The following is a 26,016-nucleotide window of genomic DNA, read 5'->3' as shown; positions in this document are numbered from 1 at the left end:
CGCTATGCACATTTTGATTGCAGAAGATGAAGAACGAATTGCACGGTTTATCAAGAAGGGGCTCGTTTCTCACGGATTCACCTGTGCAGTTGTTTCCGACGGGATTCACGCGCTCGATCAAGCGACGGCGGACGACATTGACCTGGTCATCCTGGACGTGGGTCTACCGCGTATGGACGGTTTCACTGTGCTGAAGAACATGCGTTCGCTGGGTGTGAACACCCCGGTCATTATGGTGACCGCTCGGACCGCAGTCGAAGATACTGTTCAAGGGTTTGCATCCGGGGCAAACGACTATATTTCCAAGCCGTTTAGATTTGAAGAGTTGCTCGCGCGCATTCAAGCGCGGTTGGCAGATGCTCAAGATTCCGATGATGAAGACCAGAGCACCTTGAGTCTTGGTGGCCTTACGGTTGATGTCCGGAATCGGACCGCAACGGTCAGTGGTGGTTCAGGTGAAGAGCGTGTTGAACTTTCGAGCCGTGAATTTGGGCTCGTGTGTATGTTTCTGGAGAACCCCAATCAGATTCTCACCCGCTCTCAAATACTGTCGCGGGTGTGGGGGCACGACCACGACGGCTCATCAAACGTCGTCGATGTGTACGTGAAATCACTGCGCGCAAAGTTAGGTGCAGAACGTTTTGTCACGGTTCGTGGAGCCGGGTACAAACTGATCGACGTTTAGGCGGTTGTGTCTACTGTCGGTTTTCAGTCGTCGTCTTCGTCGTCATCGTCGTCGTCCGAGTCTTCACATTCCCATTCGTCGTCGTCCCATTCGCAGAGACCTTGCGGGGGTGCTGGACGTTGGGGTTTAGGTTTGTTCTTTTTCTTCGGTTCTGACTCTTTGCGTGGCTTAGGAGCGGTCGACTTTTGCTTGGAGTCACTGTTCTTCTTTGGATCTGAAAGTTCAGCCTGAGCCTTTTCCTTCTTGTGGTCGGAAGCAGGGTTGTTGTGGGTTTCAGAGTCGTGGCTGTCTTTGGTATCTACTTCCTTGGTATCAGCTGAAGGGCTTGGTTTGGGTGAGGCGTCTTGGTGAGGCTCATGTTGCACGTTGACACCGGTTTTAGGGCCACGGTCAGGTTCATTGTTCCGGGTTGTAATGAGCAAGGTGCTACTCACGGCAACAAGAGCAAGGACGAAGACAGTCAAGGTGGTACGCATGGTGATGTGCTCCTAAAAATCAGTTCGTGAGCGAGGGCTTACTTAGGCTGCTTGCGTGCTCATCACTGGAACTGAACGCGTTTCGAGTTCCGAGGCTGTGTGTGGGCAGTTTACGAGAATTACCACGCCGGGGTATTGCTGTACGGTTTTGCACAGCAGTTCGCGTCCGTTGTCGTCAAGGTCAGCTTCGAGCCCCTGAATAATCAGAAGTGGTGGCTCGCCGTACAGAGCGCGAGCAAGTGATAGTCGGGCTCGCTGGTTCGGTGTTAATGCTTCACCTCCGCGTCGAAGGAAAGTCTGTGTCCCGTCTTCTAACTCATCCAGTCCCACTCGATTGAACAAGTCAACGGCCAGTTGCTTATCCAATGAGGGATTGCGATACCGGATCGCACGCAGAACAGTCCCGCGTTCAAAGGTCATACCTGAATGGGCGTGGCCAATGTACGCTCTTCTTTCACGCGCTTGTAGCGCAACAAGGTTTTTATCGCCTACAGCAACCACGTCAGAACTGGACGTCGAAGGTACAAGTAGACCTTGAGTTCGCATGAGCATTTCCGTCACAGCACGTTGGTCGCCGGTGAACACAACCCGATCTCGTGGGGCCAAGTCCAGCGGTGAGATCAGATGGTCTGAAATGTCGAGGTACACGTGACGGCTCGAAGTCGCTTCGATGTGTGGCACCGCTCGCTCGCGGTGTTCTTGAGCTTGAGACCTCCTTGCACGTGCGTCTTCAAGAGAAGGAATGAGAACGGCACAAGCCGCAAGGTAGCTCTGCCGGAACTCCACAATCCGACCCATGTCCATGAGTGGGGTGGTGGCGATACCAGCGATTGCCAAGGCGGCCACCACTTTTTCCGGTGGCATTTCCAGGATGATGCCCAATGTAGCAACGACCATGGTCATGAGAGTCCCGGCGACGAGACCGGTTGCACGTAGCAGACCTAGTGTCTCTGCACGAGTGACAGCGCGGTCGATGAGTCGCTTGGCGATCGTGTCAATGTTTTTTAACTCGCGGTGTGCGCCACCTGCGGAAACAACTGATTCTGCTGCCAGGGTGGTTTCGGCTATCCGCGAAGCCATTGCGCCACGGGTGCGTCGTAGCGCACGTGATTTCGCGTATGCGTCGCGGGTCCATAGAGCGACACCTACCCCCAGGACCACAAGGGGAATGGCCGCACCGATCGCGAGTCGCCAGTCAAGTATCGCGAAAGCGATAAGCACTCCGCTCAGTAGCGGTACGGCGACTACTAAAGGCGCGATCCCCTGCGAGATCCAATTGCGCACAGATGACAGGTCGTTCGTTGTCCGTGCAACAGTGATCCCCAGCGAACTGGAATCACCAGGTGTAAGAACAGAGCGCACCAGTTCGCGTCGAATGTCGTGAACGTAATCTTGGCCCAAACGCTCAGCCACGACACGTTCATTTACCCGTAATGCTCCAATCCCCAGAGCAACGAGCGCCATGGTCACAAGTGACAGCACGATAGACGCTGCACCGTTCGAGCGGTTGAGCTCGATCATGGCCCACGCCATGATCATGCTCAACGCGGCTTGTCCGATTCCTAAAGCAACGAGGGTCGCGAACCATTTTCGGCGAACACCGTGCCACAGTCGAACAAGCGTGTTAGTGGAAGTGATCTTATTTGGTGTCATTCCGGATTAGGTTGTCTAGATTCGCGATCAATGAAGAGGCCACGTGCGGTTCGCAGAGGTCGTAAGTGGGAAGTACGGGAACGTCGAGGGCCGCTGTGGCTTCACGAGTTGCAAGAGGCGATGCCGTGAGCACTCCGGATACTGCGAGTGGTCGGTGTCCCAGATCCGTCAGGATTGAGGCTCCTCCAACTGCCCCCAGCGCATCGCCAGCGGAAAAGAGAACCTTGTTGACGCGGTTTACGAAGTTTGTGCTGGTGAGGAGTTCGCGAGTTTCGCCTTGGAAAATTCCGTCGGCAATCTCGATGAGGACGATGTCTGGGCGTCCCTCGCCCGTGTCCTTCGAGAGTTCAGTTGCAAGAGACGTGAAGACTTTTTCAACCTCTGTGAACGAAAGTCCGAATGTGGTTGAGAAACCAAAGTCCGTGAAGTCGAGAACGCGATGAGCTCCTGCATCAGCGAACAGGTGAGTGTCGTTACCCGCGCCAGTTCCCGTTGCTTTACCAACGTGAACGCGTAGTCCAGCCTCAACGAGCCCGCGTGCAAGGCATGCCAGGGTTGTCGATTTACCAGAGTTCATGGACGTGCCAAGCACACTGACAACGGGCACAGTCGACGAGTTATCAGTGGCTGGAAGAGCGTTGAGTGAAGAAGTGCCGATCGTGTGGGGTGCATAATCGCGCACGTTTACGCGTTGTCCGTCGGCACGCTTCAAGAGCCCGATCGGTTCGAGCTCTGTTGCGAAGTCAATCCGATCGTGCTGTTCAATGACTTCTGCAGCCAGTCCCCCTGCGGCTGCCAAGTTGCAAGGGCCGAGGTCGTTAGGCAGGACGGCGAGAAACTGGTCTGCGGCGTAGCGGCTTCCGTATGACACGACAATCGTGTCGCCAAGAAACAGCGTTTGCCTACGCGAGTTGTGTCCTTCGAGACGCTTGTGCTTCCCAATTTCGGTGACACGGGCAAGCACGACATCGCCAGCGCTGGGCTTCTGAGTTTTGTCTGGATCGACAACGAAGTCGCTGTCGTCTTTCGTAGCGTGGATGAAGCGGGTTGAGTATGCGTACTTTGCTCGCTTGAGGGCCGCCTGAGGGTCGACCAGGGTTGCGTCCTGTGCCATTGACTGTGGAGCTACGTGTGGAACGTCAGTAAGTGTCATCGGGGCCTCTCTTTTGACCGAGGTGGTGGAACATCTTTCACATTTCAGTCAAGTACCCGCAGATGAAACTGCAATGAGGGCCAAATTAAAAAGATTTCATGTAAGTGATGTGTGCAACGATTGCGTGTTTTGCCCCGGCGTCTAGCAAGAGTACTGGTTTTCCTACCCAGACCGTCCAAGCGATCGGGGAGGTTCCTTCAGAGAGAGGTTGTCACGGTAGGGAGCAGGTGTTCTCAAAACTGTGTCAGACCCTGGACGTACTGTGTCATAGTAGAAAAGAGGGGAGAGTCATGGGATCAGTAGTTTTCGAATCACTGTCCAAAGAGGAGCTTGAGGATGAGCTTGTGCGGCTTAAGGACCGATTAGGCATGCCGCTAGACGTTGCCAAAGCGATGGCTCAGGCTCATGTCTTGGAAGCCGACAAATTCCGGATCCTTTGCAGAATCGAAGACTTGCAGTGGCTTCGATCGATGAATTAGAAAAAGTCGCTAAGGAATTTGCCGGACAACTTGCACGTAGTCTCTCAGCATTTGCTGACTCAAATGTTGAACTACGCGCAATTACGTACGAAGAAACACAGAAGTGTGTTGTCACGAACCGTGGCAAAGGGGTGAGCGTCAAAGCTAAGCGGGGTGCGTCACTTACGTTGACCGTATGCTATACGTGTTCGTGGGACAGCGAGAATTCGTACTTGAAGGTTCTGAAATCTTCTGTAGCAGTAGTAGCCGGGCCAGGCGCAGAGTCAGACCCTCTTTTCCGCTACGAGGTGGTTGCACTATGAGTGCGGTGTACAAAGACGTGCGGTGCCAGGCCGAGACAACGACCTACCTGCTATGTGGCAAGACCACGTCGACGCGTTATGCGAGGCTTGAACAGCGTCAGAACGTAGAGCACCCAAGCTGTAGCAAGAACCACAACCACCACGATCACCGACCACAAAAGAACCGGATTCTGGACCGCGAGCACGGGAATAAATCGGCCCGGAACGAACGCGGCGAACCCGCCAGCGATCAACGCGCCTACGTAGCCTCCCACCATGTTCCCCACGTGTGCCGTTACCCGGTTGCGACGAATGCTTATCACGCCCAGAGTTGTTGTGATGAAGGTTAAGATCGCGAGTGCATGGAAAATTGTGAAGCCACCTGAGATGGTGTATATGAACATGCCGGAAACGCACGTGGCGTACATAGCCACAACCCATGAGCGACCCAACGCTTTGTGCTTAGAGTCTTTTTTCTTGCGCAGCACGTTGACGGGACCGATGAGAACAACAAGGGAAGCCGCGATGGCATGAATCGTGATGACGGTATGAGTGAAACCGGGGTGGACCGTGACCGTGGCCAGCGTGAGCCCGGTGAAAATGCTGTTCATGATTATAAGATAATTGCACTATCCAACTGGTGCCAACGTAGATAGTCGAACGAACTTCTACTATCTGATTGAGAGCGTGACAAATGAAACTCGCCGAACTCGCCACCCGTAGCGGAATCAGTGTCGCCACGATCAAATACTGGATCCGAGCCGGGATTTTGCCTGCGGGGGTTAAACGCAACGCGACCACAGCCGACTACACAGACAGACACCTTGCACGCCTGAATCTCATTCACTTGCTACGCGACGACCTCGACACCCCGATTGATGAAATCCGAGAGCTCACCCACCTCATAGACACGCACGCTCCCAACACCCGCATCATGGAAAAGAGTCAGTGCTTAGCGCTGCGGCTGACACATCCGCCACAGAACCAAGACTCGCCAGAGCACCAACGCGTGCGCGCCATTAGCGAACAGCTGGGCTGGCCCGATGTGCCCTCTTGGGCGCGGGAGGAACTGGTGGTGGTCTTACGTAGGCTCGGTGATAAGGGACTAAACGTTGACAACGACTACCTGCTGGAGCACGCGCGTGCGTTTGCGAAAGTCGCGTCACACAACGTGGCCTACGCCTTGACGGCCCGCGAACCGGACGAACTGGCTATTCAGGTCATCCGCGGAGTGCGCCTGAGCCGTGACCTCGAAAACGCAATCAGCGCGCTCGCCCACACCTCCCGCAGCCTAAGTCGTTAGCTCGCGCGGTCTACAACAAAACCCTACAATTCGCGTGACAGCCGGTGTACCAGCATGTCCAAAGCAACCAGGTTGTGACCACCGTCGGGAATAATGAGGTCGGCATTGCGCTTTGAGGTTTCGACATAGAGTTCGTGCATGGGCTTCACAGTTTCCAAGTACTGTTTCTCCACCGACTCGATCGACCGGCCACGCTCTAACACATCGCGCTTGATCCGTCGAAGAATACGCACATCAGCATCGGCGTCCACAAACAGTTTGATATCCAAAAGGGAACACAAGCGCGGTTCGTGTAACAGTAAAATCCCTTCAACCAGAATCACGCTTTCCGGCTGAATATCCACCGTTTCATCTGTGCGGTTGTGATTACTGAAGTCGTACACCGGCCCCTGCACTGGACGCATCGCCTTGAGGTCCTCAATGTGCGCAGCCATGAGGTCGATGTCGAATGCCTCGGGTGAGTCGTAATTGACGCGCGTGCGCTCCTCAAACGTTAAGTGATCCTGGCGCTTGTAATAGTTGTCCTGATAGATCACTGTGGTGCGTCCAGAAAACTTTTCCGCCAGAGCCTGCGTCAGCGTGGTCTTCCCACTGCCGGTTCCACCAGCAATTCCAATGACGATAGGCACACCCGCTCCTCACCCCGCGTAAGCATTTAACTGCAACCAATCTACTGCACTACACTTAATGCGCCACGCGAAAGCATTGCCGGCTCCGGTCGCCTCACAGTGAACCGCCACGCCACAGCCCGCTCACCCGCCTTCAACACCCAAAGGAACACATGGATCTTCCCAGCGCGCAGCTTGTTCTTCTCCTCGCTGACCTCGTTGGCGTGTTCTTTTTCGCTCTGTCCGGAGCGGTCACTGCAGCACGCCAAAACTACGACATCACGGGAAGTTTCATGCTGTGTCTGCTGGTCAGCCTGGGCGGCGGAATTACACGTGACCTCATGCTCAACGAAGTCCCTGCTTCTCTCCAACAACCCATCTACTTGCTGCCACCGGCAATCGCTACCGTCCTCGTGTACCTGATCGGCACACCCGCTCTGCGCACCCGCCGATCCATCATCTTCTTCGACGCATGCGGGCTGGGCCTCTTCGCAGTGTCCGGCACCATTATTGCGCTTACTCACGACCTCCACCTGGTCTCGGCAGTGTTCTTAGGAATCGTCACCGGAACGGGCGGTGGACTACTGCGCGATGTCGTCGCCAACCAGAACCCCGCCCTGTTCAACGCCTCCGACCTGTACCTCACACCTGCGTTTATCGGTGCCCTGCTCACCGCGATCCTGTACTCCAACGGAATCTGGTCGTACTGGATCATGTTCGGCATGATCGTTCTGGTTGTCACCGTGCGCCTTCTGGCCATCTACTTTCGCTGGCAACTGCCGTCCACCGTTCGTGGCTGGACGTATCCCCGGTTGACTGAAAAAGCCCGCCGCCTGCGTGATTTGGCGCGCTTACGGCGCGCAACCAACCCTGCCCGAGGTCGTTCCAGTCAGCAGCATCTCCCACCTCGGCGGGTCGATGGTGACGGAGGGCCCGGCGCAGCCGGCCCGACCAACCCAGACCCAACTAACCCAGACCTGTCCAACCCAGACCAACCGCCCCAGTGACGTAGTCTTGTAGTATGAGCCGGTCACTTCGCACACTCACCGATGAAGACATCCGTGTGCTCGTCAGCGACAACTTTGGCCTCGACGTCCATTTGGAACGCTTTCTGTCTGGCGAAACTGCGATCAATGCTCGCGTCACATCTCAAAACACAGCCTTTGTTTTTAAGGCCGAATACCCGTCACGCACCATGACCCCCGAATACGCCGATTGGCTGAGCACTGTCCACCAGGCTGCATATGAATCGGGCGTTCCGGTGGCTCAGCAAATGCCGGCCACACAACCCTTTCAGGCGAGCTCGGGACAGTCGTCCGGGTTCGTTTCGCTCGCGCACGTCAATGACGAACCGGTGGTTGTGCGCCTACAAAGCTTCCTCGCCGGAACAGAAGCGGCCACGGCACAGCTGACCGATGACTACCCAACCCAGGTGGGAACCCTTGCCGGCCACGTGGCAACCGCCCTGGCACGTGTGCCCGCGGCCCCCGACATGATCCTGCACCCGTGGGCGTTCGAATCCACCGGCGTGAACGCCAAGTTCGCGTCCGAACGACTCCAAACCTGGGAGGCCTCCGGGCACGTTCCCGCCGATATCGGCACGTCGCTCACCCGCGTGCTCGCATTCTCACGCCATGCGGCTCACGACTTCGAAACCACCGTCAAACCCGTGCTGAACGACTTCCCGCAGCAGGTCCTCCACCAAGACATCAACGACCTGAACGTGCTGGTCAGCGACGGAAAAATCACCGGGTTGCTGGACTTTGGGGACTGCCGGGTTGCCGCTCGAATGGCCGAGGTGGCAATCGCTTCCTCCTACGTCCTTACGGTGCGTGGGAGCGGGGGCGGGGAACCACCTCGGGACGTTATTTCCCGCGTAGCGACCGCCTACCAAGCTGCCACCCAGGGCACCGATCAGCACTTGTCCAGCACGGAGCTTGACGCTCTAGAAACAGCGGCGATCGCCCGGCTGTGTTTGGGTGCGTGTACGTGGGCTGCGCGCGTGCTCACCACCCGACCCCAAGAACCTGCACACGCATACGGCCAGAAGCGTTTGGACCGCACGTGGCCCGTCATCGAACAACTGGCGCAGTAAACATCCGGACCAGTGATCAGAGAGGAACAAGATGAACCAGCACAGCCGACGTCAAGTTTTCAAAGCCACGGGCGGCGTTGCCGCAACCGTTGCGGTCGCCGGTGGGCTTTCAGCGTGCGCTAGCGACTCATCGAAGACCGAGGACGCTGAACCGGAAACCGTCGCAAAAGACAAAGTGCCGGAGGGCTCCGGGGTTGTTGCCGGAAGCTACGTGGTGGTTCAACCCACGAAAGGCGAGTTCAAGGCATACACCGCGGTGTGCCCGCACCAAGGGTGCCTGGTGCGGACCATCACGGAAGAAGAGATCGTGTGTCCGTGCCACTCTTCTGGCTTCTCAACCCAAGATGGAGCCAAGCTGTACGGCCCCGCGAATGATGGACTGAAGAAAGCCAAGGTCGCTGATAACGGCGACTCCTTGCAAGTGGGGCCGCTGGAAGGCTAAGCCGCTCCAGCGCTAGAGTAGCCCGCGCTAAGAACGGTTCCAGCGCTAAAACATCACTGGTGCGAACCAGTACAGAACGGCAAGCACCACAAGAACTGCAGCGGCGATGACTGTGCCAATACCCAGGTAGCTACTCACCTTCACGCCGTCGCCCTGAAGCGATGCCACCAACTGCGCGTTGTCTTCTTTAGACGGCCACAGTTGCACCACCCGGAACGCGATGAAGCCCAGCAACAGAATCGCCACGATCCAGGCAATACCCAGTACTCCGTCAAACATAAAGAAGATACGAACCAGCACAAAGTACATAACCGCACCGGCACCTACCGCCAAGAGCCCACCGCGGGTGAGGTGTTTGCGGGCTTTGGGCTTATGTTCACCTCGTGTGGGGCGAACTTGCCAAGCGTGTGAACCTAAACCCACAAGCAGAACGATGACACCAAAAAAGGGAATAAGAAGCTGAATCATTTCTTGTCCTCCGCATCGAACAAGTAGTCAATGACATCGTCAGAGTTGGTAGCGGTGTTGTTGAGAACGACCACGCCGTCGCCGTTTGCGTTGAATCCGGCAAATGACGTGTATCCGCCGGTTCCTCCGTTTTTCCAAATCACCGTTGCACCATCCTCTTCTTTTGTGTTCCATGCCAGGCCCAGTTTCTTTGTATCTTCTTCAGCTCGGACCTTTGTAGGTTCAACTGACGACCCCGGCGCTTTCCCGTCCCTGACCGCAATGAGCCACGTGCTGATGTCTTTGGTTGTTGACCGGATTGACCCGGCAGGAGCGTACGCGTGCATGGTCCACGCTCCTGCCGGAAGACCCTTAGCGGTGTACCCCGTGGGGTGGTCAGCTGGCAAGTCTTCCGGCGTACTGGGAACCGTTGTCTGGTCCATGCCTAACGGTTCCAGCAACCGTTCGCGCACCAGGGTGGGGTAGTCCTTGCCGGCTTTCTTGGCAACCGCCTGCCCCAGCAGCGCATATCCCGTGTTCGAGTACGCAATCTCACCCGGTGTGACTTCAAGATCGGAAACCGTGTCGAGGAATTCGCCCAAGTCAGCGGTGTACGGGTCTTTTCGCGTGAAGTTGCTACTCATGCTGACGTTGGTAATGCGGGGGAGTCCCGAGGTGTGCGTCGCCAACTGCTCCATGGTCACCTTCCCTGCGGAAGTCCCCTTCAGTTCGTCGAAAACGTTGTCAACTCGGGTATCCGCGCTGATTTCTTGACGCTCAATCGCGTCAGCAAGCAGGTGTGCTGTGAACGTTTTCGTGATCGAACCGATCTCAAACACCGTGTTCTCATCGGCTCCCCAACCTGCGAACGACGGTTCGCCAGACGGGGGAATGATCGCTACCGCGGCTTCACGTCGGTACCCGTGTGACAAGTATGGTCCGGTGGTGTCAAGCACGTGCTGATCGCCGGATCCGCGGTGCGGAAAACCAAACGACCACGGCACGCAGATCGCAGCAACGGCGACAACGACACACGCTACGACTCCAGCTATGAGTGTTCTTTTCATGAGTGCTCCTTGGGGTGGTTGAGGTGAGTCCTGTTATTACTGGGCGGCCAAAATGATGGTGAGAAGGGGAATGACTTTGGTTGCGGGGACCTCCCACTGGCCGCGCTTCACGGACCGGATCCACCCCGCTGCGTTGAGCTGGCTCAAGTGGTGGTACACCTGCCCTGACGTGCCAACCTGTTCAAGTTCTGCCAATTTCGCCGAGGTGGTGGTCCCGTTGATGATCGCCAGCAGGAGGGTGAGGCGGATGGGGTGGGCAATGGCCTCGAGAGCAGGCGATACCGCAAAGGCATCGGTGTCCATGAGGTTGTCAGCAAAGCGTTCGTACTGCCACTTGACCGGGCCGCCTTTGGTTTCTGCCGTTCCAGCGAACATGACAGCAGGCTGGTCGTAGCGTTGAGCCAGTTCGTTGAGCGCCCAAAACTCGGGATCGCCAGATTCCGTGGGCAGCTGCGACTGTGTGACTCCAGCGTCATGTGAACGCGGCTGCGTCTCACGGGGTTCACCGCTCAGCCGTTCTTCAACATCGCGTAAGCGTGCATCGAGCCGGGACAGTCGTTGCGTGATCTCTTCGCGCAGCGCGCGCAGTTCATCGGAAGAAGTGCTCACACACTAATAATACATAATTCCGTAATTACGTAAATAGCCCAATTCCCAGTCCGATAACGAATCCCACCAGCGTGGCGATACACGAAGCCGGCCGGATCATCGACAGCCTGCGACGGAAGCGGTTGCGCACGCTAAACACTTCGTTGGGGTCGGGGCCCAAATCGTTCGAGGTAGCGCGTGTATCAAACACCACGCGGGATGGCGCTTGCGGGTCAATGCGCACCGGGATCGTGGCTCCCGGCCGTAACTTCAATGCGTCAACCGCTGACAGTTTCCACACCAGCTCCGACCTATAGACCCGGCTCGAGCTACTTGCGACGTCCAGGGAGACAGTCAAAGTCTTAAATGACCCGTTCGTTGTGGAGTTCAGGTAGCGAATACGCGCAAGTCCCGGCGTGCCCTCCTGCTCGATCGCGTTCGCAGTGCTCATACTGATCGCAATTCGCGAAGCCGGCATGGTTCCAATCACCAGGAGAACCCCGCCCATCAGACCAATGAGCAGTGGCCACGTGAGCGTGAGAGCTGATGAGTACTGCGGATGCCCCACGTTGAACAGAACGTGGACGGCCCATCCGATGACCGCGCCTAAACCGTAACCCACGCACAACCACAGCGCCGACCGGCCCAATGGCAGGTTTCGGCTGAAGTCTGTCGAAGAATTTGCGCGCACAGTTATCACTCGTCACATGGTGGATTCGACGAAAGTTTAGTGATGCCACACGACCGGATCGCAAACCTCAGGGGTCGCTCCGGTGAACTTCAGTGGGCCCTACACTAGTGGGGTGACCCAAACGTCAGAAAAAGAAGTTCAGCTTGCCACCGCCCCGTGGATGATCGCCCGAGGTGTTTTGGGCGTTATCTTTGCAATCGTCGCCGCGTTCGTGCCTCGTGAACAGTTAGGTTCCGTTGCTCAGCTGGCCCTCCGTGTCGACTTTGTCGACTATCTGCTCATGGGCTACATCGGGCTGAATGCGCTCCTTTTGGTGGGCCAGGGTTCCGCCACGAAACCGCTACGCACTCACCTGTGGGGTCAAGCCGTCATTGCGATCCCGGCCCTGGTTTTCCTTATGTTCGCCAGCTACCCTGGTCAACTCCGCGCAGCCGTTATGGGGTGGGCACTCCTGCACGCGGCACTTGAACTGTGGATGTACAAAGACATGCGCGGAACGGCGTCAGCGTCAGACTACCTGTACTCCGGAATTGCACACGCGCTCTTGGGAATTCTCCTACTGTTCGGCAACAATTTCGGAGCCCTCACCATCATCGGTTTCACCTCGGCGGCCGTCCTTATCGCAGGTGTCCTGTACATTCTGGGGGGACTCACGCGACGCAAACAGGGCCACAAAGACTCTTAACCGCCAACTAGCGTGGCCCTACTCGGGGAAAACCACCTCGGCCTGGGCGCCCCCTTCAGGAGCGTTCCTGAACTCCATGCGCATACCCAACAGCTTCGCCTGGCCCTGCGCAATCACCAGGCCCAAGCCCATACCTCCACCGCCGGAGGACACAAAACGGGTGGGCCCCTTGGCGATGATGTCCGCCGGATAGCCCGGGCCGGTGTCGGTCACAATCACTGAATGTGGCGTGGTTTCGATCCGGATGGGGTCGGCCCCGTGCTTGATCGAATTGGCGATCAGATTAGACACGATGCGTTCAAAGCGACGCGGATCTGTAGTGATCTGCGGGGACGGATCTGCATACACTTCCTGGATCTCGTGATCCACAATGAGCCCTGACGACCGCAGATTCAGGAGTAAGGACTTGAGCATGTGGTTGATGTTCACCGTCTCGAAATCCGGCGTGGTGCTCCCGGAGTCCAGGCGCGACACCTCCAGAAGATCCTCAACGAGGGTCTGCAGACGCTCAGTCCGCTCACGCACCAACTCAGCCGGACGAGAATCCTCCTCCAAAAGATTCGCCGCATTCACCAGACCCGTCAAAGGCGTGCGCATTTCGTGCGCCAAGTCTGCCGTAAACCGCTGTTCAGAATCGAGTCGTTCAGCAAGGCGCTCGACCGCGGTATCAACAGCTTCTGCAAACGCGGTCACCTCATCGTCGCCGTGTTCGACCACATCAGAAATGCGGACCGTGGTGTCACCTGAAGCGATCCGACGTGCGGCCTGTGCCCCCAGCGTCAGGCGGCGACTAATCTGACCTGCAACAACAAACCCAATTCCACCAATCACCACAGCTGAGACCAGCATGGAAATCAGGATCGCGCGGTCGATGTCGCCAACCAACTCACGCGACTCCGCCGTCGTTGTCCGCACCGAAATGACCGCCGTGTGCGAACCCACCTTGATGGGAGCGGCAGCCCACACGACCTCGGTGTTATCAATTTCTGACCGCATGGTCACGGACTGACCATTGAGAGCAGCTTCCTTGGCCGCCTGTGGCAACGCCGGGTCATCGATTGCTGCGTTGAGCGTGAGAACACCGGTTTCAGAGTAGATCGATGAGGCTTCGCGCAACTGGCTGGAAATGTTGTCGCGCATGCGGTTGTCTTCGGCGCGCGCGGCGGCTTGGCGCACAATAAGACCGCACGTGAGCACCGCGATGACCACACTCGTGACAATCACGATCAGGATTTTGAACCTGAGTGAGGCAGGGCGAAGTCGCATGGGTTACGCGCAGAACCTGTAGCCGAAACCGCGCACGGTTTCGATCATGGCGGCACCGATCTTCTTGCGGAGTCGCTGAATGTGAACGTCTACCACGCGGGAGTCGCCACCCCATTCGTAGCCCCACACGGTGTATGCGATCTTTTCGCGCGAAGACACGTGCCCCACTTCTTCGGTCAGCAACATGAGGATCCGGAGTTCGGTGGGTGTTAAGTGGATTTCTTCACCGTTGACGTAGACCATGCAACGAGCGGTGTCCAAAACCAAGGTGCCTAGTCGGTTCTCTACACGGATTTCCGTAGACGACTGCTGGCGCGGCGTGGGGTTGGTGTGCCCCGGCGTGGGTCCTAAGACTTCCGGGATACCCTGCGTGTCCAGTGACACGGAGCTCTCTTCTTCCGGGTCCTCCGACTGTGGAGAAAAACCCATCTGCGCGCTTTCCGCGGTAATGAAGCGTCGCACCACCGTGCGAATGCGAGCGTTGAGCACCTGCATGTCGAACGGTTTGGTCAGATAGTCGTCGGCGCCTGCTTCCAGCGCCTGAACAATGTCGATGGGCTCTGAGCGCGCAGAGATGACAATGATGGGTACGTTAGAGCGTTCCCTGATAGCGCGAGTGATGGACGCGCCGTTCATGGTGGGCAACATCAGATCCAGCAAAACAACGTCGGCGCCCTGCGACGCAATGAATTCGTATCCGTCGCGGCCATCTTCAAATCCGGTGACGGTGTACCCAAAGCGTTCGAGAGCGATCTGCGTGGTCTCACGAATCACCTCGTCGTCTTCGACAAGAACAATGTGCACGCGCGCCCCCTTTCACAAGCTTTAACTAATACTAGTCCAGCCGAGTCTAGTTGAGTTGGCGTCAAGTTTTAATCAAGCCGGCTGATACGCTGACCCGCTTCAAACTTTCCGTCGTGGTAGCGGAACACTCGAACGGCCCATCCAGACGGGCAACACGGTTCGTCATTGGGCTTGAACACGGACTCTTGCGCAACCAGCGTGCCACCCCGCCCGGGTGTCACGGTGAGTTCGTTGCCCACCAAGATGAGCTCGATATTGGGTTGCCCTTCGCGTTCTCCAATCACCACAGTGGCAAAAGACTTTCGGTCAGCCGGCGTGTTGATTTTGGCCATTTGAAACTTGTCGCCAAGAACAACCAGAGCCGGGTCCATTTCCATACATGATTCACACGCCAGCACAATGTCGTGAATCTCATCAAAGCCCTTGACATTGCTCACCGACGGGTTTTGTAGGAGTTCGTCGCGGATTTGGGTGGCGCTGAAGGGTTGGTCGCGGGGTCCCGCCTCCGAGGTGGGAGGAGCTTCTGGTGCGTTGTCGACGTGCTCTTCTTCGACACGCAGGCTGGTATCGGGTCCGCACGCCGTGAGTGAACCAGCCAGTCCCAGCGTGCAAACAAGGGTGACGAGAGTTCGATAAGAAGAGCGGAAAGACGCCTTGAAGTGCGCGGGAATATACGGCGTCGATACCATGTTCTCAGTGTAGTGACGAAACATGTCAAGAGAAAATGGTGAAGGTATGACTTCCGCGCACAAGCGTCCGGTCGCAGCTCCGTACAAACATGCAGTGATTTTTGGAGTGATTTGCGCTTGGGTTGTTTTGATCGTGACGATCGTTTCGATGGGCGCGTGGAAATCGTCTCAGGCACTGTTGCTCGCCGTGGGCTTTTCCGCCGGAACTTTCGTTGTGGTCACGCTGATCGCTATGGGTCTCAACGCGGTGGTCGCCAAGCAGCGCCATGAGAGTGACACGCAAGACGGCCCCGTGCTGCACTAGAGACCCGCGCTCCAGCAACGATGAGTGGCACACATGTGAAGCACACAAGTTAAAAGGAGTAAGCGATATGCCAATCAGTACTTTTTCAGTTTCCGGAATGACCTGCGAGCACTGCGTACGTGCGGTGAAACAAGAAGTCGGTGACATCAGTGGCGTCACGCAGGTCGAGGTTGAGCTGGGCACCCCGTCGACCGTGACCGTGCAGTCGACGGAACCCATCAGTCACCAGGACGTTGTAGCGGCAATCGACGAGGCCGGATACGAGGTCGTCTAAATGTCTGGCACGCGTACACGCGACGTTGAACTCGACATCACAGGAATGACGTGTTCGTCGTGTGCCAATCGAATCGAAAAGAAACTCAACAAACTCGACGGGGTTCAGGCTACCGTCAACCTGCCTCTGAACTCCGCTTTGGTGGAAGTCGGTCCAGACGTTCCCAACGACCTGCTCCTCGCGACTGTCGAAAAAGCCGGATATTCGGCCACGGTTCACAACCCAGTCGATCCAGTCCCGGACAACCCTGACCCCCGAGGGTTCAGGCCTCGGTTACTCGTGGGCTTCATTCTGGGTATCCCCGTGGTCGTCATTTCGATGTTCGTCCACTTCCCCGGGTGGCAGTGGGTGGTTCTTGCACTCGCCCTGCCCATCATTACGTGGGGTGGTTGGCCATACTATGTGGCTGCGTATAAAGCCGCCCGAGGTGGTTTAGGGACCATGGATACGCTCATCACCTTGGGTGTATGGGCAGCCTGCGGATATTCGTTCTACCGGCTTATCCGGGCAGTGAGCACACAGGGTTTTGCGATTTCACCCCACGAATATGTGTGGTTTGAATCTGCTGTCGCCATCATCGTGTTCATCACGCTGGGACGCCTGATCGAAGAAGGAGCAAAGAACCGCGCTACGCGCGCACTCAAAGAGCTACTTGAACTGGGAGCGAGCTCTGCGAACGTCATTCGTGACGGACGCGAATGGAAAGTCCCGGTCGAAAAGCTCAGCGTGGGTGACGAGTTCCGCGTGCGTCCAGGCGAAACGATTGCCACTGACGGTGAAGTGATCAGTGGCGAATCCGCAGTCGACGAATCCGCCCTGACAGGTGAGCCCACTCCGGTTGACGTAGGTCCGGGGTCCACCGTCACCGGTGCAACAATCAACACCACTGGGTCCATGGTTGTGCGGGCAACACGCGTGGGGGAGGACACCGCGTTTGCTCACATCGCCAAGCTGGTATCCCGCGCCCAGACCAGCAAACCAGCTATGCAACGGCTGGCCGACAAAATCTCCGGAATTTTCGTCCCCGTCGTCATTGTCATTGCCCTCCTCACACTTATTTTGTGGGGCGTCAAGGGAGACTGGACCGGTGGCCTCTACGCCATGATCGCCGTCCTGGTCGTTGCGTGCCCGTGTGCTCTGGGACTGGCAACCCCCATTGCTGTCGTCACCGTTTCTCAGCTGGGATCTGAAAACGGAATTGTGGTCTCTGGGCCAGAGGTTATGGAGCACGCACGCAAAGTGACCACCGTTGTGCTCGACAAAACCGGCACGCTCACACGGGGACACATGCAGGTCGTCAGCCACGACCTCGGCGAGCGTGAGCTCACCCTTGCCGCGAACGCTGAACGCAACAGCGAGCACCCCATTGCGCGTGCGCTGGCCGAAGCCAGCACGGAAGAACTCGACGTCACCGACTTCACCAGTATCCCGGGTGGGGGAGTGCGCGCCACGGTGGACGGGCATTCCGTTTTGGTGGCCCGCCCGCAACTTGTGAGCGAAGAAACCGGCGCGCAGATTCCGCCAAGCGACACCACGCGAGTGGCAGTTGCTATCGACGGGAAATACGCGGGTGCGATTGACGTGGCCGACACCATCAAAGACAGTTCAGCCCACGCGATTGCCAGCCTGCATAAGTTGGGGCTGAAAACCGTGATGCTCACTGGCGACGCCCCTGGACCCGCCAACGCCGTTGCCAACGAACTGGGCATTGACACGGTGATCGCGGACGTTCGGCCTGAGCACAAGCTCGACCACATTGATCAGCTACAAAAGTCTGGTGAGCACGTGGCCATGGTGGGCGACGGAGTCAACGACGCAGCCGCGTTAGCCCAGGCCAACCTGGGGGTAGCCATGGGCGAGGGGACAGACGCGGCAATTGCCGCCTCGGACGTCACCCTCACCCGCTCAGACCCCGCCGCCATTCCGGCCGCGATCCGCCTAGCCCGCATGGGCGTTGCACTCATCAAAATCAATCTGTTCTGGGCCTTTAGTTATAACCTGGTCATGATCCCATTCGCGATGTTCGGAAAACTCGACCCCATGCTCGCGGGTCAAGCGATGGCGATGAGCTCGATCCTGGTGGTTCTTATGTCCCTTGTTTCTGTGGTTCCGATGTCACGCGTGCTTGCGAAAACCATGCAGGGGAACGCGTGAGCACCACGCAAAAAACGGGCTGGTTGCCCATGGGTGTCGCTGGGCGAATCCTGCTGGCGTCGTCCGTTTTGCTTCTGGGGATCGTGATTGTCATCTCCACGGTGCTGTATATTTTCTTTTCGGACCGGCATGCGCATGAGGAAGAAGAGCGCGTGATTGCCACCGCCGAGGTCGTCGCCACCACCACTGATCTGCACGGTATGGGGCGTGCCCAGCTTTCGGGAACTTTGTCTGAGTTCAAGCGGCTCAATGAGCTTGATCTGTTGGCATCTGTTCCGCTTAACGAACTTGAAAGCGGCAAACTCAGTGTCAGCGATCCTAAAGACGTGGTGGGGGACGAGAATGTTCACCGGATTGGAACCCAGTCACCCACCGGTGACAACTTGGACCAGTTGCCCGATTTTTCCCCCAGCATTGTCAAGCAAGTGGAAGCCGGGCACACGGCTACCGTGTATTTGGCCAATGAACACGGTGGAACGCTTTACACGCTGGTGCCGGTCAAACCCACTCCGCCGGGTTATAAGCGCGCGGTGATTGTGGCCGGGATCGACAGGTCAACGGTCCGGGCGAGTTTTCAACCGGTTGGGAACCTTCTCATTGCCAGTGGTGCGTTCACTTTCGTGTTGGGCACCGCGGCGATTTGGCTGACGTCACGCGGGCTTAAACGCGTCACCGGCGACTATGGAACAACTGAGTTGGCGCGCCTGATTGCGTATTACAGGTCCGTTCTTGAAGCAGTGAACGACGGGTTGCTGTTGGTTGACCGTAACGAGGGGATCGTTCTGTATAACGACCCGGCGCGTGAACTTTTGGGGCTGCCGGAAACCGAAACGTCCATTCAATTCGACCAGTTGCCCGTGCCTGAAACGCTTCGTAGCTTGATTGCCTCGGGCCGGTTTGTACGCGATGAAATCCACTACACCTCAAACCGGGTGCTCTTGGTCAATCAGCAGCCGGCACGAGAGCACATGCAAGAAGAGCTGGACGTTGACACGTGGGTGGTCACGGTTCGTGACCACACTGAACTGCGCAAACTTACCGGTGAGCTGGTGTCCATTCGATCGTTCTCGGACTCGTTGCGCTCGCAGACTCACGAGTTCGCTAACCGGATGCACATCATTGCGTCCCTCATCGAGACGGGAAGCCCGGACGAAGCGCTGGAGTTTGCCACCCAGTCTGTGGCTCACACCTCGACTGCGCCGGAAGACCTGCTGGGCGGGTTTAACCAGCCTGTTATCGCGGCGCTTGTGTACACCAAGCTTGCTCAAGCTAAAGAAGACAACATCGATCTCCACGTTGATGCGTCCAATTTGGAAAGCCGAATCCCCGGTGATGAACGCGACCTGGTGACCGTCATTGGCAACTTGCTCGACAACGCTTTTGATGCGGTAAGCCGGTCCGATATTCCAGCCGAACGCAAGCAGGTGGAACTTACCATGTCAGGGTCTTCCGCCTCGGGATACATTGTGACCGTACGCGACGACGGACCCGGAATCCCGGACGAGGCCGTGGACCAAATTTTTGAACGTGGCTGGTCAACCAAGCACGACGGCGTGGAACACGATACGGGGCAGGGGACCAAAAGCGACGGATCGCGTGGAGTGGGGCTCGACATTGTGGTTCAGGCCGTCAAACGGCTGGGTGGCGCAATCGACGTAGACGGAGGACTTGGCGACGAAGCAGAGCACGGTGAACTACGCGGAGCGGAGTTCTCAGTATGGTTACCGAGCGAGTCAGATGTGACCGATTGATGGTCAGATGTGTCGCCCTTGCCACACAAAATGGCAGACTTTACTACTACCGTTGGCTATAGTTCGAAACAAGAACAACTGGTCGTGCAAAGTGTAGGAACCGATGTCGCGTAGTAGTGAACAAAAGTTTGGCGTACTTGTCGTTGAGGACGAAGCCATCGCCGGACGGGCACACGCGAACTATGTGAGTCGACTAGATGACTTCTACGTCGTCGGTATTGCTAAGAATGCCAGCCAGGCGCTGGCTGTCATGCTGGGCCAGGTTCCCACAATCGACGCGAAAGCAATCGACTTGATTCTCCTGGACATGAACCTGGGTGACGGCCATGGAATCCAGCTGTTGCGAGCATTCCGCACACACCGCGTCAACGTCGATGCGATTGCAGTGACCGCATCACGTGAAGTCAACGTGGTTCATAACGCGAAGAGCCTGGGCGTATTCCAGTACATCGTCAAACCGTTCACGTTCCCGGTTTTCCAGGCCAAACTGGAAGCCTATGTTGCGTACCGACGCTCACTGGAAGACTCACCAGAAGAAGCGTCACAACAAGACATTGACGCCCTCATGTCCTCATTTGCAAGCAAGCCCAAAGTCCGGCTTGCCAAGAAAGTCCCGGCTGACATCCAGCACGCCGTCCTCGCTGCGATGAAGGGTGGGCGGGCTTTTTCCGCGGCCGAGGCGGGCGATCTTATGGGGGTATCTCGCGTAACCGCTCGCAGGTACTTAGAAGCGATGGCCGACGCCGAAATTCTGAAACGGCAACCCCGGTACGGCTCTGCCGGCCGGCCGGTATTGGAATACACCCTGCCGGACGACGAAGAAGAGTAACCCAGGTGGATCACCCGGGGTGGTCACCGCCTCGGAAGTTTCCGATGCCCCCGGTTGACACCCTAAGGTGGCGGTGACGCGCTAAGGTGCGTGTCACGCGCGCCAGGCAGCGACCTCGGCCCGGGCAAGGTCAGCAGCAACACCCGTGTACGTTGCAGGCGTCAACTGGACTAGCGCTTCTTCAAGGTGCGCCGGAAGGCCCAGGTCCGCGACGAACTCACGCATTTGCTCCGGTGTAATGCGGTGACCGCGAGTCAGTTCTTTGAGTTTTTCGTACGGGTTGTCCATTCCGGGAACACCCTGAAGGTACGCCGTGCGCATGACTGACTGGATGGGCTCAGCCAAGACTTCCCAGTTGGAGTCGAGGTCGGCGTTGAGCGCGTCAGTGTTGATTGCCAGGCGGCCCAAGCCCTTGACCAGGTTGTTCAGCGCCAGCACCGAGTGGCCAAACGCCACACCGATGTTGCGCTGCGTGGTGGAGTCGGTGAGGTCGCGCTGCAACCGGCTGGTGACAAGCGTGGATCCCAGCGAGTCAAGAAGCGCGCAGCTGAGCTCCAGGTTCGCTTCCGCGTTTTCAAAACGAATGGGGTTGACCTTGTGTGGCATCGTGGACGAACCAGTGGCCCCTTCGACGGGAATCTGGATGAAGTAGTTCATCGAAATGTACGTCCACATGTCCGTGGCCAGGTTATGCGCGATCCGATTGAAACGTGCCAGGTCAGCGTAGAGCTCCGCTTGGAAGTCGTGGGATTCGATCTGGGTGGTCAACGGGTTGAAGGTCAGGCCCAGTTTCTCGACAAACGTCTGCGCAACGTGTGGCCAGTCAACGCCAGGAGCAGCCACGGTGTGGGCAGCGTAGGTGCCTGTAGCCCCGTTGATCTTGCCCAAGTACTCAGTGTTTTCGATGCGACGGTACTGGCGGGCCAGGCGGTGAACAAACACGGCGAACTCTTTACCCATCGTGGACGGGGTTGCCGGCTGACCATGAGTGTGGCTGAGCATGGGAGTGTCAGCCAGGTCTTCAGCCATTTGGGCCAGCGTGTCGATCAGGGCGCGAGCGCGTGGGAGCCACACGTCTTCGATAGCGCCTTTGAGACCTACGGCGTAGGACAAGTTGTTGATGTCTTCTGATGTGCAGCAGAAGTGGACGAGTTCACTCAGGTCGTCGGCGCCGATCTGCGACAGCGATTCCTTGATGAGGTATTCAACGGCTTTGACGTCGTGTACCGTGACCGCTTCAAAGGTCGCCAACTGCGAAATTGTTGTGTGGTCGAACGTTTCGACGAGTCCGCGCAACTGGCGTTTCTCGTCGTCGTGGAGTGTGCGGACACCTTCGAACACATTGGATTCGAGCAAGTGAATGAACCACTCAACTTCGACGTGAATCCGGTTGCGGTTCAGTGCTGCTTCTGACAGGTAGTCAACGAGTGGGGCGGCGTCGCCACGGTAACGGCCATCGAGTGGGCCCAGAGCGATTGCGGGTTCGAGATCTGCAAGTGTCACACGAGTCATACCGCCATTGTTTCATGGCTCTTGAGTGGCCAGTCGCGTGTGGATTGTGCGGTGTTGCGGTGGCGCGTTCCTGTGGAGCGGGCAAGCGAGCGCCAGGGTCGGTGGGGTGAGGTGGGGTTTTGTCCCGCCGAGGTCGTTCCCGGGCGAGCGTGTGGGTGGCACACGGTCTGTGGATGGGTGGAGGTTTTCCACAGGCGGTGATTGTGCGGTGGTGCTCTTGGGCGTGCAGGCGGATTCTGTTTTGCATGGATACTTCGTTTGAAACTGCGATTAAGGAATGGATGTACATCGCAGACACTTTGCGCACACACGCTCATCAGACCAGCAGCTTTCAAGGGATCGCTTGGCACTCGATTTCAGCAGACGCGTTTAGGCGTGACGTTGCAGCGCGGGCCACGGATTTTCATACGGCGGCGAACCTTGCGGAAAACGTGAGTCATGCGCTTGCGGTTCACGGACAAGCCGTTGAAACGGTCTCGAAGGTGGTGCTGGGCAGATGATCCTAGGGATCAACACAGATGTTTTGGCAGACTTTCCAGATGACTTGACGCAGTGTTGGCCGGAGTCGATGCGACCTAAGAACCCTAAAAGTGACGGCCCGCGCGAGTACCACCATGACGTGGTCTACGGTTTTTTGGCTGTCATGAACGCAGCGGACATCGTCGCTCACGTGCGGTTCACAGGCGAACATGACTTCAGGTGCTGCGCGTATATGTCTGGCCCGATATGTGTGGCGCTCATGCAATACGCCGGTGACGACTGTGCCGAATGTGTGGAAAAACGTCGCATGGTGGTGGGCTACGCGATTGAGCCTGCGTACTTTCCCGTCCTGTGTTCTGAAAACGTCCCGCCTCAGGGACATATGAACGTCACGGGTTTGATCCGTCCTGGGCCGGCGGTTCTGGAACGAGCCGGGCAGAAGATCCCGTGGTCCGATACCCCTTTAGTAGCGAATGGTGAGGCACAAGCTCTGGAATTTTTAGTTGAAGCTGCGGTGCGCACTCACATGCGCAACGTGGGAATGTACGTCGACACCGTGAACCATGCGAGCACGTGATGAGCGGTGGAGCACGAGGTGTGAGCGCCCACCTCGACGACATGGAGAAAACAGCAGACGAACTGGAGCGTTTGGCGCGTGAGTTAGCGCATGTCGGGACGCGGTCGCTGGTGTCTCAAAGGGACCCTGAACTGGGGGTTAGTGTCATTGCGTCTGCTCCCACCTGGTTTGAAGTGCGTAAGAGCATGAGCGAATTTACAGTGTTTGTGGGGGCTAGTGCTACGCGACTGGAAGCGACCGCAGTGGCGTTGCGGGCGAGTGTGATGGCGTACCGCCAGGCCCAGCGCGCCAGCGAACGCATCATTGATGACGCCCTGACTGCCGTGGGCAACATCGCGGGGCATGCAGTGCGAGGTGCGCTTGTCTTACTTCCTTCGTTTGTCATATCTGCATACCTACCGATTCTCGCGGTGGATCTTCAGGTGAATTTCGTGCGCAGATTTCTAGGGGTTGAGGGTCCGGACTTCGTTTTGACGCGAGCACTTGCAAAAAACGCTCGTGATATTGCGCAACGTGGCATTGACAACCTGACTCAGAAGGCATTTACGCATCCCGGCGTAAGCCGGCGGGTCATCGAGCATGTGATCCCCGGCTTTGTCGGAGGCTTCGCGGGATTTCCTCCCAATATCCAAAACCTGTTTCGCACACCTCACTCCTCAGAACAGGTCACCACCATGATGGTGAACACGGGATACACGGTGGGCGTGTTTGACTCCAGCGTCACGGTAACTAAGGTCGAGCAGTCGCTCGCGAGGCAGGTTCACCCCACAGACTTGAGTGAACTCTATGCGCGTCAACGTTCAGTGCATTCCGGCCGTGACAATGGCCGAGTCCGGGTCGATAAGGTCCGTGGTGCTGATGGTGTTGAACGTGTGGTTGTGTACGTTCCGGCGACAACGGACTGGTCGGTTGGAAGCGGAAACGGAACCGATATGCAAACGAACCTGGAAACCATAGCGGGCAAGGATTCCGCCATGCGAAAGGTCGTGAGGCAAGCACTTGAAGACGCTGGTGTAGACGGTTCAACCGAGATCATGCTGGTGGGGTACTCCCAGGGCGGGATCGTCGCGATGTCACTGGCGGATGACGCTGAGTTCGCGTCAAAATACAACGTCACCACAGTTGTGACCGTGGGGTCCCCCGTTTCGGATTACAGGGTTCCCGACAGTGTGGAAGTGCTGTCGATCGAACACGACCACGACCTGGTTCCCCAACTCGACGGACGGAAGAACCCCGACCAGCACAACTGGACAACCGTGACCACTTCGCCCCACCTCGGGACCGGCCAGCAAGCCCAAGACGCACACAGCGGTGACGTTTATGCGGAGGCCATTGCAGGGATCGAAAACGACCCAGATGTGCAGGCGTTCAAACGCAAACGAGGTGAATTTTTTGCGGGGACTGTAACAGAGTCACACCAATATGAAGGAACCCGTCCGTAGAGTGGTGTGAAACACAACTTTCCGTTAGATTATGTATCACCTTATGAAATAGCTCACTTTGGACTTGCGCGCCACAAGCTGCATAGTCCACCTCGTTTGGCTGACTTAACCCAAGACCCAGCCCTGACGCTAAGGAGAAGGCATGACATCGACGTCTAATCCAACAATGGGTGTGGACGATGTAGTCCAGATGTTGACGCCCGACGGAACTCGCGTACCCAACAGCGATTTCGACGCATACGCTCACGAACTCACCGTTGACGACCTCAAAGGCTTCTACCGCGACATGGTGCTGATCCGTCGCGTTGACGCCGAAGGCAACGCCCTCCAGCGCCAAGGCCAGCTGGGCTTGTGGGTGCCACTGTTGGGTCAGGAAGCCGCGCAGATCGGACTGGGACGCGCACTGCGCCCACAAGACTATGTCTTCCCCACCTACCGCGAACACGGTGTCGCATGGTGCCGAGGTGTCGCACCAGAAACGCTGTTGGGAATCTTCCGCGGACAGAACCACTCCGGCTGGGACCCCAAGGACAACAACTTCAACGTGTACACGATCGTGATCGGTTCACAGGTCATGCACGCGACCGGTTACGCCATGGGTGTGCAAATGGACGGCGCAGTTGGAACCGGTGACATGGACCGCGACACCATCGCCGTGGCCTGCTGCGGTGACGGTGCCACCAGCCAGGGTGACGTCTCTGAAGCGCTGACCTTCGCGGGCGCTTTCCGGTCGCCAGTCCTCTTCTATGTCCAGAACAACCAGTGGGCTATTTCCGAACCCAACACGGTGCAGACCTCGGTCCCTCTTTACACACGTGGTCAGGGATTTGGTGTGCCAGGTGTGCGCGTGGACGGAAACGACATCCTGGCTGTGTACTCCGTGTGCCGCGCATACGCCGACCGCATCCGCTCGGGACAGGGCCCCATGCTCATCGAGGCATACACGTACCGCATGGGCGCACACACCACCGCCGACGACCCAACCAAGTACCGCGACTCCGCCGAAGTCGACGCGTGGAAGCCCAAGGACCCAATCCTGCGCGTGCGTAAGTACCTGGAAAACACCAACGACGTAGACGCAGCATTCTTCACTGCAATCGACGACGAAGCTGATGCCTTGGCAGAACGCATCAGAAGCGCGTGCGTCAACATGGAACCGCCACCGGTTGACGAAATCTTCGACTCGGTTTTTGTGGAACCACACCCGATGATCGAAGAAGAGCAGCGCGAATACAAGGAATACCTGGCCTCGTTCGAAGACGTAGAAGGGGACAACTAACA

Annotated in this window: 30 protein-coding genes; 17 read left to right on the top strand and 13 right to left on the bottom strand. The window is 57.3% G+C overall.

Annotated elements, in window-relative coordinates; genetic code table 11:
• Positions 1 to 4 precede the first annotated feature (4 nt).
• On the top strand, positions 5 to 685 hold the full coding sequence (locus JOE56_RS05535) for a response regulator transcription factor (RefSeq protein WP_204515193.1): 681 nt from the start codon (positions 5 to 7) through the stop codon (positions 683 to 685).
• 23 nt (positions 686 to 708) lie between these two features.
• Here JOE56_RS05535 and JOE56_RS05530 read toward each other — a convergent pair whose 3' ends face one another.
• Genes JOE56_RS05530 through JOE56_RS05520 form a run of 3 tightly spaced genes read right to left on the bottom strand, consistent with a single transcriptional unit; the run spans position 709 to position 3,967 of the window.
• The gene (locus JOE56_RS05530; RefSeq protein ID WP_204515192.1) at positions 709 to 1,161 is read right to left on the bottom strand and encodes a hypothetical protein; all 453 of its coding nucleotides are present in this window, start codon (positions 1,159 to 1,161) and stop codon (positions 709 to 711) included.
• A gap of 42 nt (positions 1,162 to 1,203) precedes the next feature.
• The gene (locus JOE56_RS05525) at positions 1,204 to 2,814 is read right to left on the bottom strand and encodes an ABC transporter transmembrane domain-containing protein (protein ID WP_204515191.1); all 1,611 of its coding nucleotides are present in this window, start codon (positions 2,812 to 2,814) and stop codon (positions 1,204 to 1,206) included.
• The gene (locus JOE56_RS05520; protein WP_204515190.1) at positions 2,801 to 3,967 is read right to left on the bottom strand and encodes a DUF1611 domain-containing protein; all 1,167 of its coding nucleotides are present in this window, start codon (positions 3,965 to 3,967) and stop codon (positions 2,801 to 2,803) included. The genes JOE56_RS05525 and JOE56_RS05520 overlap by 14 nt, the downstream gene beginning before the upstream one ends.
• A gap of 290 nt (positions 3,968 to 4,257) precedes the next feature.
• Here JOE56_RS05520 and JOE56_RS05515 point away from each other — a divergent pair, with 290 nt between their 5' ends.
• Entirely contained in the window at positions 4,258 to 4,446 is a 189-nt protein-coding gene (locus tag JOE56_RS05515) for a hypothetical protein (protein ID WP_204515189.1), read from the top strand.
• Positions 4,425 to 4,748, top strand: coding sequence for a hypothetical protein (locus tag JOE56_RS05510; RefSeq protein ID WP_204515188.1), 324 nt, complete (start codon positions 4,425 to 4,427; stop codon positions 4,746 to 4,748). The genes JOE56_RS05515 and JOE56_RS05510 overlap by 22 nt, the downstream gene beginning before the upstream one ends.
• A gap of 50 nt (positions 4,749 to 4,798) precedes the next feature.
• On the opposite strand, the gene JOE56_RS05505 is transcribed toward JOE56_RS05510, so the two are convergent.
• Positions 4,799 to 5,338: a DUF2306 domain-containing protein gene (locus tag JOE56_RS05505; protein ID WP_204515187.1), complete on the bottom strand. Its 540-nt coding sequence runs from the start codon at positions 5,336 to 5,338 to the stop codon at positions 4,799 to 4,801.
• An 83-nt stretch (positions 5,339 to 5,421) separates the two neighbouring features.
• Here JOE56_RS05505 and JOE56_RS05500 point away from each other — a divergent pair, with 83 nt between their 5' ends.
• Entirely contained in the window at positions 5,422 to 6,030 is a 609-nt protein-coding gene (locus tag JOE56_RS05500) for a MerR family transcriptional regulator (protein WP_204515186.1), read from the top strand.
• A 23-nt stretch (positions 6,031 to 6,053) separates the two neighbouring features.
• On the opposite strand, the gene udk is transcribed toward JOE56_RS05500, so the two are convergent.
• Positions 6,054 to 6,659, bottom strand: a complete 606-nt coding sequence (udk, locus tag JOE56_RS05495) for a uridine kinase (RefSeq protein WP_204515185.1) — start codon at positions 6,657 to 6,659, stop codon at positions 6,054 to 6,056.
• Between the two features lie 152 nt (positions 6,660 to 6,811).
• Between udk and JOE56_RS05490 the strand changes: the two genes are divergently transcribed.
• Genes JOE56_RS05490 through JOE56_RS05480 form a run of 3 tightly spaced genes read left to right on the top strand, consistent with a single transcriptional unit; the run spans position 6,812 to position 9,175 of the window.
• A complete protein-coding gene (locus tag JOE56_RS05490) occupies positions 6,812 to 7,645 on the top strand; it encodes a trimeric intracellular cation channel family protein (RefSeq protein WP_204515184.1) in 834 nt (277 codons plus the stop codon).
• 14 nt (positions 7,646 to 7,659) lie between these two features.
• On the top strand, positions 7,660 to 8,733 hold the full coding sequence (locus JOE56_RS05485; RefSeq protein ID WP_204515183.1) for a phosphotransferase: 1,074 nt from the start codon (positions 7,660 to 7,662) through the stop codon (positions 8,731 to 8,733).
• A 31-nt stretch (positions 8,734 to 8,764) separates the two neighbouring features.
• Positions 8,765 to 9,175, top strand: a complete 411-nt coding sequence (locus JOE56_RS05480; protein ID WP_204515182.1) for a Rieske (2Fe-2S) protein — start codon at positions 8,765 to 8,767, stop codon at positions 9,173 to 9,175.
• A 45-nt stretch (positions 9,176 to 9,220) separates the two neighbouring features.
• Here the strand turns inward: JOE56_RS05480 and JOE56_RS05475 are convergent, their stop codons facing one another.
• The 4 genes from JOE56_RS05475 to JOE56_RS05460 are packed head-to-tail and all read right to left on the bottom strand — an operon-like array spanning position 9,221 to position 11,968.
• On the bottom strand, positions 9,221 to 9,643 hold the full coding sequence (locus tag JOE56_RS05475) for a hypothetical protein (protein ID WP_204515181.1): 423 nt from the start codon (positions 9,641 to 9,643) through the stop codon (positions 9,221 to 9,223).
• A complete protein-coding gene (locus JOE56_RS05470; RefSeq protein WP_204515180.1) occupies positions 9,640 to 10,689 on the bottom strand; it encodes a serine hydrolase domain-containing protein in 1,050 nt (349 codons plus the stop codon). Before JOE56_RS05470 ends, JOE56_RS05475 begins: the two co-directional genes overlap by 4 nt.
• Positions 10,690 to 10,725: 36 nt before the next feature.
• The gene (locus tag JOE56_RS11580; RefSeq protein ID WP_204515179.1) at positions 10,726 to 11,298 is read right to left on the bottom strand and encodes a winged helix-turn-helix domain-containing protein; all 573 of its coding nucleotides are present in this window, start codon (positions 11,296 to 11,298) and stop codon (positions 10,726 to 10,728) included.
• Positions 11,299 to 11,323: 25 nt separating this feature from the next.
• Positions 11,324 to 11,968 (bottom strand): hypothetical protein, encoded by a 645-nt coding sequence (locus JOE56_RS05460; RefSeq protein WP_204515178.1) that lies wholly within the window; start codon positions 11,966 to 11,968, stop codon positions 11,324 to 11,326.
• 112 nt (positions 11,969 to 12,080) lie between these two features.
• Between JOE56_RS05460 and JOE56_RS05455 the strand changes: the two genes are divergently transcribed.
• Positions 12,081 to 12,653: a hypothetical protein gene (locus JOE56_RS05455; RefSeq protein ID WP_204515177.1), complete on the top strand. Its 573-nt coding sequence runs from the start codon at positions 12,081 to 12,083 to the stop codon at positions 12,651 to 12,653.
• Between the two features lie 18 nt (positions 12,654 to 12,671).
• On the opposite strand, the gene JOE56_RS05450 is transcribed toward JOE56_RS05455, so the two are convergent.
• From JOE56_RS05450 to JOE56_RS05440, 3 genes are all read right to left on the bottom strand, one after another.
• Positions 12,672 to 13,877 (bottom strand): sensor histidine kinase, encoded by a 1,206-nt coding sequence (locus JOE56_RS05450; protein WP_338028628.1) that lies wholly within the window; start codon positions 13,875 to 13,877, stop codon positions 12,672 to 12,674.
• Positions 13,878 to 13,922: 45 nt separating this feature from the next.
• Positions 13,923 to 14,723 (bottom strand): response regulator transcription factor, encoded by an 801-nt coding sequence (locus JOE56_RS11575; protein ID WP_102239466.1) that lies wholly within the window; start codon positions 14,721 to 14,723, stop codon positions 13,923 to 13,925.
• Positions 14,724 to 14,791: 68 nt separating this feature from the next.
• Positions 14,792 to 15,412 (bottom strand): hypothetical protein, encoded by a 621-nt coding sequence (locus tag JOE56_RS05440; protein WP_146004689.1) that lies wholly within the window; start codon positions 15,410 to 15,412, stop codon positions 14,792 to 14,794.
• A gap of 46 nt (positions 15,413 to 15,458) precedes the next feature.
• Here JOE56_RS05440 and JOE56_RS05435 point away from each other — a divergent pair, with 46 nt between their 5' ends.
• The 5 genes from JOE56_RS05435 (at position 15,459) to JOE56_RS05415 (ending at position 20,724) form a co-directional block, all read left to right on the top strand.
• A complete protein-coding gene (locus tag JOE56_RS05435) occupies positions 15,459 to 15,716 on the top strand; it encodes a hypothetical protein (RefSeq protein ID WP_102239468.1) in 258 nt (85 codons plus the stop codon).
• Between the two features lie 67 nt (positions 15,717 to 15,783).
• Positions 15,784 to 15,990, top strand: coding sequence for a heavy-metal-associated domain-containing protein (locus JOE56_RS05430; RefSeq protein WP_005882667.1), 207 nt, complete (start codon positions 15,784 to 15,786; stop codon positions 15,988 to 15,990).
• A complete protein-coding gene (locus JOE56_RS05425; RefSeq protein ID WP_204515175.1) occupies positions 15,991 to 18,144 on the top strand; it encodes a heavy metal translocating P-type ATPase in 2,154 nt (717 codons plus the stop codon).
• Positions 18,141 to 19,895, top strand: a complete 1,755-nt coding sequence (locus tag JOE56_RS05420; protein ID WP_204515174.1) for an ATP-binding protein — start codon at positions 18,141 to 18,143, stop codon at positions 19,893 to 19,895. Before JOE56_RS05425 ends, JOE56_RS05420 begins: the two co-directional genes overlap by 4 nt.
• Positions 19,896 to 19,998: 103 nt before the next feature.
• The gene (locus tag JOE56_RS05415) at positions 19,999 to 20,724 is read left to right on the top strand and encodes a response regulator (RefSeq protein ID WP_204515173.1); all 726 of its coding nucleotides are present in this window, start codon (positions 19,999 to 20,001) and stop codon (positions 20,722 to 20,724) included.
• A gap of 93 nt (positions 20,725 to 20,817) precedes the next feature.
• Here JOE56_RS05415 and purB read toward each other — a convergent pair whose 3' ends face one another.
• Complete coding sequence (gene purB / locus JOE56_RS05410) at positions 20,818 to 22,236, bottom strand: adenylosuccinate lyase (protein ID WP_204515172.1); 1,419 nt, start codon at positions 22,234 to 22,236, stop codon at positions 20,818 to 20,820.
• 245 nt (positions 22,237 to 22,481) lie between these two features.
• On the opposite strand from purB, the gene JOE56_RS05405 reads away from it, so the two are divergent.
• The 4 genes from JOE56_RS05405 (at position 22,482) to pdhA (ending at position 26,014) form a co-directional block, all read left to right on the top strand.
• Complete coding sequence (locus tag JOE56_RS05405) at positions 22,482 to 22,736, top strand: hypothetical protein (protein ID WP_204515171.1); 255 nt, start codon at positions 22,482 to 22,484, stop codon at positions 22,734 to 22,736.
• Complete coding sequence (locus tag JOE56_RS05400) at positions 22,733 to 23,293, top strand: hypothetical protein (protein ID WP_204515170.1); 561 nt, start codon at positions 22,733 to 22,735, stop codon at positions 23,291 to 23,293. The genes JOE56_RS05405 and JOE56_RS05400 overlap by 4 nt, the downstream gene beginning before the upstream one ends.
• Positions 23,293 to 24,735 carry a lipase family protein gene (locus JOE56_RS05395; RefSeq protein WP_204515169.1) on the top strand — a complete coding sequence of 481 codons (1,443 nt, stop codon included), beginning with the start codon at positions 23,293 to 23,295 and terminating at the stop codon, positions 24,733 to 24,735. Before JOE56_RS05400 ends, JOE56_RS05395 begins: the two co-directional genes overlap by 1 nt.
• 142 nt (positions 24,736 to 24,877) lie before the next feature.
• Complete coding sequence (pdhA, locus tag JOE56_RS05390) at positions 24,878 to 26,014, top strand: pyruvate dehydrogenase (acetyl-transferring) E1 component subunit alpha (protein WP_204515168.1); 1,137 nt, start codon at positions 24,878 to 24,880, stop codon at positions 26,012 to 26,014.
• Positions 26,015 to 26,016: the final 2 nt, after the last annotated feature.

Source organism: Brevibacterium paucivorans, assembly GCF_016907735.1.
Classification (GTDB): domain Bacteria; phylum Actinomycetota; class Actinomycetes; order Actinomycetales; family Brevibacteriaceae; genus Brevibacterium; species Brevibacterium paucivorans.
Note: the sequence above shows the minus strand (reverse complement) of the source record. Positions and strands in the feature narration are given on the sequence as shown.

Bases quoted from the DNA above. Each gene is read 5' to 3' on its own strand.
- JOE56_RS05425 (WP_204515175.1), top strand. From the start codon at position 15,991: ATGTCTGGCACGCGTACACGCGACGTTGAACTCGACATCACAGGAATG.
- JOE56_RS05480 (WP_204515182.1), top strand. From the start codon at position 8,765: ATGAACCAGCACAGCCGACGTCAAGTTTTCAAAGCCACGGGCGGCGTT.
- JOE56_RS05435 (WP_102239468.1), top strand. From the start codon at position 15,459: ATGACTTCCGCGCACAAGCGTCCGGTCGCAGCTCCGTACAAACATGCA.
- JOE56_RS05535 (WP_204515193.1), top strand. From the start codon at position 5: ATGCACATTTTGATTGCAGAAGATGAAGAACGAATTGCACGGTTTATC.
- JOE56_RS05430 (WP_005882667.1), top strand. From the start codon at position 15,784: ATGCCAATCAGTACTTTTTCAGTTTCCGGAATGACCTGCGAGCACTGC.
- JOE56_RS05500 (WP_204515186.1), top strand. From the start codon at position 5,422: ATGAAACTCGCCGAACTCGCCACCCGTAGCGGAATCAGTGTCGCCACG.
- JOE56_RS05475 (WP_204515181.1), bottom strand. From the start codon at position 9,643: ATGATTCAGCTTCTTATTCCCTTTTTTGGTGTCATCGTTCTGCTTGTG.
- JOE56_RS05490 (WP_204515184.1), top strand. From the start codon at position 6,812: ATGGATCTTCCCAGCGCGCAGCTTGTTCTTCTCCTCGCTGACCTCGTT.
- JOE56_RS05525 (WP_204515191.1), bottom strand. From the start codon at position 2,814: ATGACACCAAATAAGATCACTTCCACTAACACGCTTGTTCGACTGTGG.
- JOE56_RS05405 (WP_204515171.1), top strand. From the start codon at position 22,482: ATGGATACTTCGTTTGAAACTGCGATTAAGGAATGGATGTACATCGCA.
- JOE56_RS05470 (WP_204515180.1), bottom strand. From the start codon at position 10,689: ATGAAAAGAACACTCATAGCTGGAGTCGTAGCGTGTGTCGTTGTCGCC.
- purB (WP_204515172.1), bottom strand. From the start codon at position 22,236: ATGACTCGTGTGACACTTGCAGATCTCGAACCCGCAATCGCTCTGGGC.
- JOE56_RS05515 (WP_204515189.1), top strand. From the start codon at position 4,258: ATGGGATCAGTAGTTTTCGAATCACTGTCCAAAGAGGAGCTTGAGGAT.
- JOE56_RS05415 (WP_204515173.1), top strand. From the start codon at position 19,999: ATGTCGCGTAGTAGTGAACAAAAGTTTGGCGTACTTGTCGTTGAGGAC.
- JOE56_RS05530 (WP_204515192.1), bottom strand. From the start codon at position 1,161: ATGCGTACCACCTTGACTGTCTTCGTCCTTGCTCTTGTTGCCGTGAGT.
- JOE56_RS05440 (WP_146004689.1), bottom strand. From the start codon at position 15,412: ATGGTATCGACGCCGTATATTCCCGCGCACTTCAAGGCGTCTTTCCGC.
- JOE56_RS05505 (WP_204515187.1), bottom strand. From the start codon at position 5,338: ATGAACAGCATTTTCACCGGGCTCACGCTGGCCACGGTCACGGTCCAC.
- JOE56_RS05520 (WP_204515190.1), bottom strand. From the start codon at position 3,967: ATGACACTTACTGACGTTCCACACGTAGCTCCACAGTCAATGGCACAG.
- pdhA (WP_204515168.1), top strand. From the start codon at position 24,878: ATGACATCGACGTCTAATCCAACAATGGGTGTGGACGATGTAGTCCAG.
- JOE56_RS05400 (WP_204515170.1), top strand. From the start codon at position 22,733: ATGATCCTAGGGATCAACACAGATGTTTTGGCAGACTTTCCAGATGAC.
- JOE56_RS05395 (WP_204515169.1), top strand. From the start codon at position 23,293: ATGAGCGGTGGAGCACGAGGTGTGAGCGCCCACCTCGACGACATGGAG.
- JOE56_RS05485 (WP_204515183.1), top strand. From the start codon at position 7,660: ATGAGCCGGTCACTTCGCACACTCACCGATGAAGACATCCGTGTGCTC.